The sequence below is a fragment of the Streptomyces sp. W16 genome (assembly GCF_033194735.1).
Taxonomy (GTDB): domain Bacteria; phylum Actinomycetota; class Actinomycetes; order Streptomycetales; family Streptomycetaceae; genus Streptomyces.
In genome coordinates this window covers 1-10,974 of record NZ_JAWOAI010000342.1, presented here as the reverse complement: position 1 = coordinate 10,974, position 10,974 = coordinate 1, and the positions used below count along the sequence as shown (strand labels likewise).

The 10,974-nt window shown below is 70.6% G+C and carries 10 protein-coding genes and 1 pseudogene; 5 read left to right on the top strand and 6 right to left on the bottom strand.

What is annotated here, in order from left to right:
* Positions 1-214 (bottom strand): TetR family transcriptional regulator (locus R6V09_RS34670; RefSeq protein WP_317885430.1); only part of this gene is annotated, 214 nt, incomplete at its 3' end.
* A gap of 108 nt (positions 215-322) precedes the next feature.
* On the opposite strand from R6V09_RS34670, the gene R6V09_RS34665 reads away from it, so the two are divergent.
* From R6V09_RS34665 to R6V09_RS34655, 3 genes and pseudogenes are all read left to right on the top strand, one after another.
* Entirely contained in the window at positions 323-1,933 is a 1,611-nt protein-coding gene (locus R6V09_RS34665) for an MFS transporter (protein ID WP_317885429.1), read from the top strand.
* An 85-nt stretch (positions 1,934-2,018) separates the two neighbouring features.
* Positions 2,019-2,144 (top strand): annotated as a pseudogene (locus tag R6V09_RS34660) (VOC family protein); the annotation flags it as partial.
* 31 nt (positions 2,145-2,175) lie between these two features.
* On the top strand, positions 2,176-3,300 hold the full coding sequence (locus R6V09_RS34655; protein WP_317885428.1) for a lysylphosphatidylglycerol synthase transmembrane domain-containing protein: 1,125 nt from the start codon (positions 2,176-2,178) through the stop codon (positions 3,298-3,300).
* Here the strand turns inward: R6V09_RS34655 and R6V09_RS34650 are convergent.
* From R6V09_RS34650 to mhpD, 4 genes are all read right to left on the bottom strand, one after another.
* Positions 3,297-5,006, bottom strand: a complete 1,710-nt coding sequence (locus tag R6V09_RS34650; protein WP_317885427.1) for a carbohydrate binding domain-containing protein — start codon at positions 5,004-5,006, stop codon at positions 3,297-3,299. The genes R6V09_RS34655 and R6V09_RS34650 overlap by 4 nt on opposite strands.
* Before the next feature lie 204 nt (positions 5,007-5,210).
* Positions 5,211-6,233, bottom strand: coding sequence for a 4-hydroxy-2-oxovalerate aldolase (gene dmpG, locus R6V09_RS34645; protein WP_317885426.1), 1,023 nt, complete (start codon positions 6,231-6,233; stop codon positions 5,211-5,213).
* Positions 6,230-7,165: an acetaldehyde dehydrogenase (acetylating) gene (locus tag R6V09_RS34640; protein ID WP_317885425.1), complete on the bottom strand. Its 936-nt coding sequence runs from the start codon at positions 7,163-7,165 to the stop codon at positions 6,230-6,232. The genes dmpG and R6V09_RS34640 overlap by 4 nt, the downstream gene beginning before the upstream one ends.
* Positions 7,162-8,004 (bottom strand): 2-keto-4-pentenoate hydratase, encoded by an 843-nt coding sequence (mhpD, locus tag R6V09_RS34635; RefSeq protein WP_317885424.1) that lies wholly within the window; start codon positions 8,002-8,004, stop codon positions 7,162-7,164. Before mhpD ends, R6V09_RS34640 begins: the two co-directional genes overlap by 4 nt.
* Before the next feature lie 105 nt (positions 8,005-8,109).
* Between mhpD and R6V09_RS34630 the strand changes: the two genes are divergently transcribed.
* Complete coding sequence (locus R6V09_RS34630; protein WP_317885431.1) at positions 8,110-8,853, top strand: IclR family transcriptional regulator; 744 nt, start codon at positions 8,110-8,112, stop codon at positions 8,851-8,853.
* Between the two features lie 122 nt (positions 8,854-8,975).
* Positions 8,976-10,484 carry a hypothetical protein gene (locus R6V09_RS34625; RefSeq protein ID WP_317885423.1) on the top strand — a complete coding sequence of 503 codons (1,509 nt, stop codon included), beginning with the start codon at positions 8,976-8,978 and terminating at the stop codon, positions 10,482-10,484.
* Positions 10,485-10,497: 13 nt separating this feature from the next.
* Here the strand turns inward: R6V09_RS34625 and R6V09_RS34620 are convergent.
* A partial coding sequence (locus tag R6V09_RS34620; RefSeq protein ID WP_317885422.1) for an Lrp/AsnC family transcriptional regulator occupies positions 10,498-10,974 on the bottom strand: 477 nt, incomplete at its 5' end.

Below are 10,974 nucleotides of genomic sequence, written 5' to 3'. Positions count from 1 at the left end.
TCACCCGCCGTACCGCCTCCCCGGCGTCCGCGGCGAGGCCCTGGACGAGCGCGGCCCGCCCGGTGAAGTGCCCGTAGATGGTGCGCCGGGCCAGGCCCGCGGCTCCGGCGATGTCGCCGAGGCTGCAGTCGGGGTCGCGGCCCAGTTCCCGCAGGGCCGCTTCCAGGATGCGGGCGCGGGTGGCGTGCGCCCTGGAGCTGCTGCGGCTGATCACGTCGACACCTCCTGGAGGGGCTGGCTCGTCCCGGCATAGTTGCACATCGGTGAGCAATAAAATAGCCTGCACATCAGTGAGCAATTAATGCGTCCCCAGGAGTCCCCGATGCCGCTCTTCGTCACCACCCCCGTCGACCGGATGGCCGGGCCCTACGCACGCCGCTGGTCCGCCCTGATCGTGCTGTGCCTGAGCCTGCTGATCGTGGTCATGGCGAACACCTCGCTGATCGTGGCCGCACCCGACATGACCATGGACCTCGGCCTGAGCAGCAGCGATCTGCAGTGGGTCATCGACGGCTACACCGTCCCGTACGCCGCGCTGATGCTCGTACTGGGCTCGATCGGCGACAAGTACAGCCGCCGCGGCGCCCTCGTCACCGGCCTGGTGATCTTCGCCGGGGGATCGGTGATGGGCAGCCTCGTCCACGAGACCGGGCTCGTCATCGCCGCTCGCGCGATCATGGGAGTGGGCGCGGCCGTGGTCATGCCGGCCACGCTGTCCCTGCTGGTCGCGATCTTCCCGAAGCACGAGCGGGCGCGGGCCATCACGGCGTGGACCGCCACCTCGGGCCTCGCCATCGCCGTCGGCCCGCTGGTCGCGGGGTGGCTGCTGGAGAGCCACGCCTGGGGTTCCACGTTCCTGATCAACGTCCCCATCGCCGTCCTCGCGGTGGTCGGCGCCCTGGTCCTCGTCCCGCCGTCCAAGGCCGACACGGCGTTCCGCATCGACTACGTGGGCGGTCTGCTCTCGATCGTCTCGGTCGGCAGCCTCGTCTACGCCATCATCGAGGGCCCGCACTTCGGCTGGGGCGCGGGACCGGTCACCGCGGCCGTCGTCGCCGCCGTGGGACTGCCCGCCTTCGTGGCCTGGGAGCTGCGCCACCCGCACCCCATGCTCGACGTCCGCAAGTTCGCCCACCGCCCCTTCAGCGGCTCGATGACGGCGGTGCTGTTCTTCTTCTTCGGCACCTTCGGCGCGATCTACTACGCCACGCAGTTCCTGCAGTTCGTCCTCGGCTACAACGCGCTGGAGACCGGCGTACGACTCCTGCCGCTGGCCGGAGCCGTGTTCCTCGGCGCCGCGGTCACCGGACGGCTCACTCCCAGGCTGGGCATGAAGCCGATGGTGGTGACCGGCATGGTGCTCGGCACCGTGGCGGTCTTCCTGCTCACCCAGATCGACAAGACCTCCACCTACGGCGACTTCCTGCCCACGATGATGCTGCTCGGCTTCGCGATCGGACTGAGCGTCTCCCCGGCCACGGACACGATCATGGGCTCCTTCCCGGAGAACGAGCTCGGCGTCGGCGGCGGCGCCAACGACACCGCGCTGGAACTGGGCGGCTCCCTCGGCATCGCCATCCTCGGCTCGCTGCTCGGCACCACCTACAAGGACAGGCTGACCGACCTGGTCGGCGGCCACCTTCCCGCCGCCGCGCTGGACACCGCGGGGGACTCGGTCGGCGGCGGCCTGGCGGTCGCCCAGCAGATCGCGAAGACGCCGTCCGCCGGACCGCAGCAGGCACAGGCCCTGGTCGACGCCGTGCACGAGGCCTTCGCCCACGGAGTCGCGCAGACCAGCCTGGTCGGCGGGATCATCATGGCCGCCGGGACGCTGATCGTCCTCGCGGTCCTGCCCGGCCGCCGCGCGACCGGCGAGCCGGAGCCGAAGGTGGCGGAGACCAGCCGCGATGAGGAGCACGCCGACTCCGTCTGAATTCCGGCGCGATGCGGGCCCCTTCGTGCGCCGGGGCCCGCGCGGTCGCGCGCGGAGACGGCGTACGCGCGGGACGAACGGACGGGGGCACACTCCGGTCCGCCGGGCCATCGTGCATAAACTGGCACAGTTCCGCCTCGGCGCCCGCTCCCTCGTCCGCTCGGAGAACACCGTCCCCGCACTGAGCGGCGCCGGGATCGCCGACGGTTGAAGCTCACTTCACGAAATCGACGGTCCTGCCTGTGCACGCTCCGGACACCACCGCCATCACCCCCGAACCGGCCGACACGGAGCCGCGTCGCACCCGGCGCTGGCTGCGCCCGCTGGTGATCACGGTCCTGCTCGCGCTGTTCACCACGGAACTGGTGCTGGGCTGGCCGTCGCTGGCCGCCGCCCTGTCACAGCTGCGCGCACCCCGCCTGAACTGGTTCGCCGTCGCGCTCGTCGCCGAGGTCGCCGCCATGGGCTGCTACGCGCGCATGCAGCGTCGGCTGCTGCGCTCGGCCGGGGTGATAGTGCCGATCCAGAAGCACGTCGCCCTGGCCTACGCCGCCCACTCGCTCAGCGTCACGCTGCCCGGCGGACCGGCCTTCTCCACCCACTTCAACTACCAGCAGATGCGGCGCTTCGGAGCCACGCCCGCCGTCGCCTCCTGGTGCATCGCGCTGTCCGGCATACTCTCCGCGGCTGCCCTGGCCGTCGTCACCGCGATCTCCGCGATCGCCTCCGACGGCAGCCTGCAGTGGCACAGCCTGGTCACCCTCGGCCTGGCCGTCCTGCTGCTCACCGTCGGCATCCGGCGCATCACCCGGCACCCCGAGAAGGTCGAACCGGCCACCCGCGCCGCGCTGGCCAAGGTCAACAGGTTGCGGCACCTTCCCGAGACCCAGGGCCTCGACCGGATCCGCGGCTTCGTCGAGCAACTCCGCACCGCCCGGCTGCAACCCCGGCACGCGATCGCCGCCGCCGTCTTCGCCGTCCTCAACTGGCTGCTCGACGCGGGCTGTCTGTGGCTGTGCTTCCACGCCATAAGCGACACGCAGATCAGCAACGCCCAACTGCTGCTCGCCTTCTGCGCGGGCATGGCCGCCGGCACCCTCACGATCATCCCGGGCGGACTCGGCATCATCGACAGCGCGCTCGTCCTCGGGCTGGTCACGGGTGGCGTGGCGACCAGCACCGCCATCGCCACGGTCGTGCTCTACCGGATCATCAGCTTCGGGTTCATCATCGGCGTCGGCTGGATAACGTGGCTGGTCATCCGCCGCCACAACCGCCGCGAGCCGGTCGTCCCGGTGGACGCCGACGGTGCCCAGGAGGACAGGGGTCCCCTGGGCACCGGCGCCGGTACGTCGGCGGGTCGCTAGCTGAGCGTGAAGTCGTCAGCCGTGACGTTGGACTGGCCGTACCAGCCGTGGACGAACACGGTGACCGTCCCGCTGCTGCCGGTGGTGAAGGGGACCGACAACTGGTTCCAGCTCGTGCTGTTGGACCAGGTGCTCGCGGAGGCGCCGCCGCTCACCCCGAGGTAGGCGTACGGTCCCTGGACCCAGGCGGTGAGTGTGTAGCTCTTGTTGGGGGACAGGGTGACGGTCTGGTCGCATTCGCCGGTGCTGCTGGCACTCGGCGTGACCTGGAGGCTGTGGCTTCCGCTGTGCACGGGACTGGAGACCACCGCGCTGCCGCCCGTGCAGGTCCACGGACTCAGACTGCCGGTCTCGAAGCCCGCGTTGGTCAGCGAGCCCCCGCCACCGCCTCCGCCACCACTGGTGGTGACCGTGAGTGTGTAGGTGGCGGTGTGGCTGCCGGTCGCGGCGGTGCCGGTGACGGTGATCGGATAGCTGCCCGCGGCCACGGACGAGCCGACCGTCGCCGTCAGTGTCGAACTGCCCCCGGAAGTCACGGAGTTGGGGCTGAACGAGACGCTGACGCCGGAGGGCGCGCCGGAGGCGGAGAGGCTGACGGACTCGGCGCTGCCGGAGGTGACGGCGGTGGAGACGGCCGAGGTCGCCGAACCGCCCTGGGCGACCGAGGCTGAGCCCGGCGACAGGGACAGTGAGAAGTCGCTGGTGGTGCCTCCGCCGCCGCCCGTGCCCGTGCCCGTGTAGGGCACGAACGCGTCGGTGAACGCGAGGCTGTTCTGGCTGATCTGACTGCACGTGGGCAGGGAGTTGGCGCTGCCACTGCACGCCTGGTCCCGGGTGATGGCCCAGAACGCCAGCCGGCCGACACTGTTCTGCGCGGCGAAGCTCTCCACCGTCTGGGCGTCCGCCAGGGTGAAGGTGGAGCCGTCGTCGTTCTTGCCGATCATCGGGGTGATGCCGAGGTTGGCATAGGTGTAACTGGAGTCGACGGACTGCATCTGCGCCAGCGTGGCCTTCGCCGCGGAGACGGCGGCCTGCCCCATCTCGGTGCCGGTGCCCGCGTAGTAGTCCATGGCCATGATGTTGAGGACGTCGATCTTGATGCCCGCGGTCTTGGCGGCCTTGACGATGTTGACGCCGTCGCCGGTCAGCCCGCTGGTGAGCACCGGCAGGGTCATGGAGAACTTCAGGTTCGGGTTGGCCGCCTTGAGGTCCTTCATCGCCTGCATCTGGCGGGCCACCGCCGCGGTGTCCGCGATGGCGGCGCCCTCGATGTCGAAGTCGAGCTGGGTGACGCCGTAGTCGTTGATGATGGCCTGGTATCCGGCGTCGATGCTGCTCTGCGTCGAGCATGTCCAGGCCAGCGGCTCGCCGCTCGCACCGCCGGAGGAGATGATGACCGACGCGCCCTCGGACTTCGCCTTGGCGATCAGGGGGTCGGTGAAGGAGTCGTTGCCGATGGGGAGTGTGTCGCCCCAGATCTGGTTGCAGCCGACGCCGAGGACGAAGGCAGCTGTGTACGCCTTGAGTTGGTGTCCGGTGATGGCGGTGTCGAGCAGTCCTTCCTGACTGTTCGACATGTCGACGTAGGGGGCCACGGAGTAGACGCTGCTTCCCGCGGCGCTGCTCGCGGGGGCCACGGCGACGGTGACGCCGGTGACCGAGAGCGCGAGGGTGCACACGGAAGCCGCGAGTCTTGCCAGGCGCATGACAGATCCCCTTTCGGGGGTGCCTATAAGGGGGGAGTGGTGGGGGGTGGCGCGTGAAGGCTTTGGTATATACCAAAGCGCTCGCACGACTCTCCGTCAAGAGGACTAGACCAACTCAATACCGTCGGGTCGGTCCGCCTCAACTCCCCACGGGTGTCGGCGTCATGAGGTGCCGACACCCGCGTCCTCGCGGCCGGTCCGGGCTCAGGCCGGGTTCGCCGCGCGGGCGACCAGGTCCAGCGCGATGTCCGTGATCATGTCCTCCTGGCCGCCGACCATCGCCCGCCGCCCGGCCTCGACCAGGATGCTGCGCGTGTCGAGGCCGTAGCGGGCGGCGGCCGTCTCGGCGTGGCGCAGGAAGCTGGAGTACACACCCGCGTACCCGAGGCTCAGGGTCTCGCGGTCCACCCGTACCTCGCGGTCCTGCAGCGGTCGTACGAGATCGTCGGCCGCGTCCATGAGGGGGAACAGGTCGCAGCCGTGCTTCCAGCCCATCAGGTCGGCGACCGCGACGAACGCCTCCAGCGGACAGTTGCCCGCCCCCGCGCCCTGGCCCGCGAGGGAGGCGTCGACGCGGATCGCGCCGCCCTCGACCGCGACGACCGTGTTGGCCACGCCCAGCGCGAGGTTGTGGTGGGCGTGGATGCCCAAGTCGGTCTCCGGGGCCAGGACTTCGCGGTACGCGCGGAAGCGGTCCCGGACGCCGTCCATCGTCAACCGGCCCCCGGAGTCGGTGACATAGACGCAGTGGGCCCCGTAGGACTCCATCAGCTTGGCCTGGCGGGCGAGTTCGGCCGGCTCGGCCATGTGGGACATCATCAGGAAGCCGGCCACGTCCATGCCCAACTCCCGCGCGGCGGCGATGTGTTGGGCGGAGATGTCGGCCTCGGTGCAGTGCGTGGCGACCCGGACCGAGCGGATGCCCAGGGCGTGGGCCTGCTTGAGGTCGTGGACGGTTCCGATGCCGGGCAGCAACAGCGTTGTGGGGATCGACTGTCGTACGACGTCGGTGACGGCCTCGATCCACTCCCAGTCGGTGTGCGCGCCGACGCCGTAGTTGATGCTGGAGCCCGAGAGTCCGTCGCCGTGGGCGATCTCGATGGCGGTCACGCCCGCCGCGTCCAGGGCGGCGGCGATCGCGCGGGCCTGGTCGACGGTGTAGCGGTGCCGTACGGCGTGCATGCCGTCCCGGAGGGTGACGTCCTGGACGTAGAGCGACGGGGTCACTTGGCTGCCTCCTTGGCGGTGCGGGCGGCCATGCGTTCCGCGGTGCGCAGGGCGGCCGAGGTCATGATGTCGAGGTTCCCGGCGTAGGCGGGGAGGTAGTGGGCGGCACCCTCGACCTCCAGGAACACCGACACCTTGAGCAGTTCGCCCGCGTCCGGCGCGAGGGCGCGCAGCGGGTCGTCGGCCGTCACCCGGACGTACTGCACCTTCTGCTTGAGCCGGTAGCCGGGCACGTACGCCTGGACGCGGCCGACCATCTCCTCGACGGACGCGGTGACCGCCTCGGTCGCGCAGTCGGAGACCAGGCAGTGCACGGTGTCCCGCATGATCAGCGGGGGTTCGGCCGGGTTGAGGACGATGATCGCCTTGCCGCGCGCGGCGCCGCCGACCGCCTCGATGGCCCGGGAGGTGGTCTCGGTGAACTCGTCGATGTTCGCGCGGGTGCCCGGACCGGCCGAGCGGGAGGCGATGGACGCGACGATCTCGCCGTAGTGGACCGGCGAGACCGCGCCCACGGCGGCGACGATCGGGATCGTGGCCTGGCCGCCGCAGGTGACCATGTTGACGTTCGGGGCGTCGAGGTGGGCGTCGCCGTTGACCGGCGGGACGACGTACGGGCCGAGGGCGGCCGGGGTGAGGTCGACGAGGGTGCGGCCCAGGGGCCGTAGGACCTCGTCGTGGTGGCGGTGGGCGCCGGCCGAGGTGGCGTCGAAGACGAGGTCGATGTCGGCGAACTCGTCCAGTTTGACGAGTCCTTCGACGCCCTCGTGGGTGGTGGCGACCTTGAGGCGGCGGGCGCGGGCCAGGCCGTCGGAGTCCGGGTCGATGCCGGCCAGTGCGGCGATCTCCAGGGTCTCCGAGAGGCGCAGGACCTTGATCAGGAGGTCGGTGCCTATGTTGCCGGAGCCGATGATGGCGACCTTCGTGGTCACTTGCCGTTCCCTTCCGTGGCTTCGTTGGCGAAACGGACCCGTACCGAGCCCAGGTCCGAGATGTGCGCCTCGAAGGAGTTGCCGGGGGTGGCGGGCGTCATCGGGCCGAGGGCGCCGGTCAGGACGAGGTCGCCGGCGCGCAGCGGGTCGCCCCGTTCCGCGAGGGCCGAGGCCAGCCAGACCGCCGCGGTGAGGGGGCTGCCGAGGCAGTCGGCGCCGATGCCCTCGGAGACGGTCTCGCCGTCCCGGCTCATGGTCATCGTGATCGCGCGCAGGTCCACGGCGGTCAGCGGTACGGGCGTGCCGCCCAGCACGTACAGACCGCAGGAGGCATTGTCGGCGACGGTGTCGACCAGGGAGATGTCCCAGTTCCGCACCCGGCTGTCGACGATCTCCAGTGCGGGCAGCGCGAAGTCGACCGCGCGCAGCACGTCCACGATCGTGCATTCGGGGTGCGGCAGGTCCCGGCCGAGGACCAGCGCGACCTCCGCCTCGACCTTCGGCTGGAGCAGGCGGCCCACCGGCACCTCACCGCCGTCCGGCACCGCCATGTCGGCGAACAGCGCGCCGAAGTCCGGCTGGTCCACGCCGAGTTGACGCTGTACGGCGGGGGAGGTCAGGCCGATCTTGCGGCCGACGATCCGGCGTCCGGCGTCCAGATCGCGCCGGACGTTCAGCTGCTGGACGGCGTAGGCGGTCTCCAGGCCGCCGCCGTCGAGCAGGTCGCGCACCGGCGGACAGGCGACCCCGGTACGGGTGGCCTCCGCCAGCAGGTCGGCGGCCTTGGCCACGGCCGGTGACCCGGCGTCCGGGCGGGCGCCGTCGGGCTCGGTGGGCACGGGTTACCTCCTGGGAGAGCAGTGCGGGTACACCCCTCGGTATAGACAGCATCCCCTCCAGGGGACAATGTTTGTTCCGTGACACGGAACAACGCGGGCGGCAGCATGCTGGAGAAGGCCGCGCTCATCCTCGACTGCTTCAGTCCGAGCGGCGGACCGTACCGCCTGTCGGAACTTTCGGAGCGCACCGGACTGCCCAAGCCCACCGTCCACCGGCTGGCCGCCGACCTCGTCGGGCTGGGCTGGCTGGAGCGCTCGGGCCCCCGCTATCTGCTCGGTGCGAAGCTGTTCGAGCTGGGCTCTCTGGTCCCGCACCGGCGCGATCTGCGCGAGACGGCCCTGCCGTTCCTCCAGGACCTGTTCGAGGCCACCCGCGAGACCATCCACCTCGGCGTCCGGGAGGGCATGGAGGTGGTCTACCTGGAACGCATCCACGGCCACGAGGCCCTGCGACTGCCCTCCCGCATCGGCGGCAGCCTGCCACTGACCTGCACCGCCGTGGGCAAGGCCCTACTGGCCTTCTCCGGCGCCGAGTTGACGGAGGAGGTGCTGTCCCGCCCGCTGCCGAGCCTCACCCCGCACTCGATCACCGACCCGGCCCGGCTGCGCACGGCCCTGGAGAAGATCCAGGTCTCCGGCCTCGCCTACGAGGAGCAGGAGGCGGCCTCGGGGGTGAGCTGCATCGCGGCCCCGGTGTTCGCCGGCGACACCGCGGTCGCCGGCCTCTCGGTCGCCGTACCGCGCACCCGCTTCCGGCCCGCCCAACTCGCCCCGGCGGTACGGACGGCGGCGCTCGGGCTCTCCAGGGTGCTGCGGGGCGGAGGTGGCCCGCGGTCTCCACTGTCCTAGCAGCTAACCCGACCGTACACTGACAAGTCACGGTAACGGGGGCGTTGTTGAGCGGGGGGAGAATCATGTCCGGGGACCAGTACGGCGGTTATCAGGGGTATCAGGGGTTCGCTGTTCCACCCATGCCCTCGTCTCCGCCACCCGCTCCGCCCGACCGACTCAGATCCGTCGCGGTCGGTCTCCTCAACCTCAGTGGCCTCGGCCTCGGTTACGCGCTGACGCGCCGCTGGCTGCTGATGGCCGTGTGCTGGGTCGCGACCATCGTCCTGCTGCTGGTGGCTCTGCCCGCCGACCCGGACGGTGTCTCGGGCCCGTTCGTCGTTCTGTACCTCGTGTTCCTCGTGGCCGCCGCCGTCCACGGCGCGTCGGTCGGTCTGCGCACCCGGCTGGCCTGGCCCGCGCCCACACCTGTCGCGGTCGTGCTGGGCCTGGTGCTGCTCGCCGTACCGGCCGGGGGAGTCGTGCTGTACGACAACGCGCGCGACGAGGCGACCGAGCAGATGCTCCTGGACCGGCTGGAGAAGGCCGACCAACTCGTGTCGGACAGCGGGAAGTTGTCGTTCTCCTCGGCCGAACCCCACTACCGCCAGGCGCTGGGCGTGTACGACGACCTCACCACCGCGCACTCCGGATCGCGGGCGGCCGGCAAGGTGCCCGACCGGCTGAAGACGTTCTACACGACGGTCGCCGGGGCCTACCCGAACCAGAACTACTGTGACGCGATACCCCAGTTGAAGTATCTGCGGACCGTCCCCGGCACCATCGGCAAGAAGCAGCTGGGCACGCTGACCACCTGGCCGGACGACCGCCTGGCCACCTCGCTGTACGAGTGCGCCTCGACCGGGCTGGCCGCCCACAGCGCGGACTGGACGACGAACTTCGGGGACCTGCTGGCCACGTTCCCGCAGTCGTCCCAGGCAGGTCAGGTCGAACCGTCCGTCAAGTCGGCTGTCAGCAAGGCGGCACAAGGTGTGAGCGGCGGCCAACCATGCTCGGCCGTCACGGAGCTGTCGAGTCTCTCCACCCAGATCGGGAGTCTTCAGGGCGGACAGGCGGGCGTGGCCGACGCCCTCGCCGCGGACGCGCAACGGGCCGGCAGCCAGGCCGACGCCGGTGCCTATCAGTGCGGCGTCTGGCAGTACAAGGACGGCGACTTCGACTCGGCGCTCAGCACGATGAACGACTTCGTGAAGAACAACTCGCACGACAAGAACCTGGCCCGCGCCAAGAAGATCGCGATCGCCGCCGAGGTGGCCCAGACGGTCCCCGCCGCGGGCAAGAAGCTGCCGACGACCGCGTCCGGCGGCAGCATCTCCGTCACGGTCAAGAACGACAGCCCGGACGACATCACGGTTCTCTACACCGGGCCGGTAACCGGAAGCTTCAAGCTCAAGGGCTGCGGGAGCTGCACGACGTACTCCCTGACCACCACCCTGCTGTCCGGGTTCAAGCCGTGCAGCAGTGGCAAGAGCTACCCGCAGAGGACGATCAGTCTGCCGACCGGCACCACGTACTTCGTGCACCGCGCCGACAGTTCGACCGCGACCCCGGCCTCGGACACGGCCAAGCTCAGGTCGGGCTACATCTACACGGAGTGCGCCTACAGCACGCGCGGGTTCGGCACCAGCTGAGCCCGCCCCCGTCCTACAGCAGCCTCGGCGCGTGGAACGCGCCGAGGCCGGTGGTCAGGTCGCGGTCCAGCCAGTAGCGGCGCGGCTCGGCGAGCATGACGGCGACGCTGACGCCGAGGAGGCCCGGGATCCTGGCCAGTTCGTCGTCGACGAAGCGCGCCAGGGCTGAGCGGTCCGTCACCAGGCCGGTGGCGAGCACCGACATGTCGCTGGCGACATGCGCGGCGAGCCGCGTCTGCGGGAGCTGGTCGATGCCGTGCATGACCTCGGGGGTCGCACCCGGCGCCACCCGCAGGCGGAGGATGAACGGGGTCTGGAAGCCGAGCCATTCCGACACGGTCTCCAGGCGCGGCTTGACCCATCCCTCGTCCAGGACCCGGCGGACGACGCGGTGCGCGGTGGAGGTGGCCAGGCCGGTGGCCCGGGAGACGCTCGCGGCGGACGCCCGGCTGTCCCGGAGCAACTCGGCGATGACGCCGCGCTCGGCCTC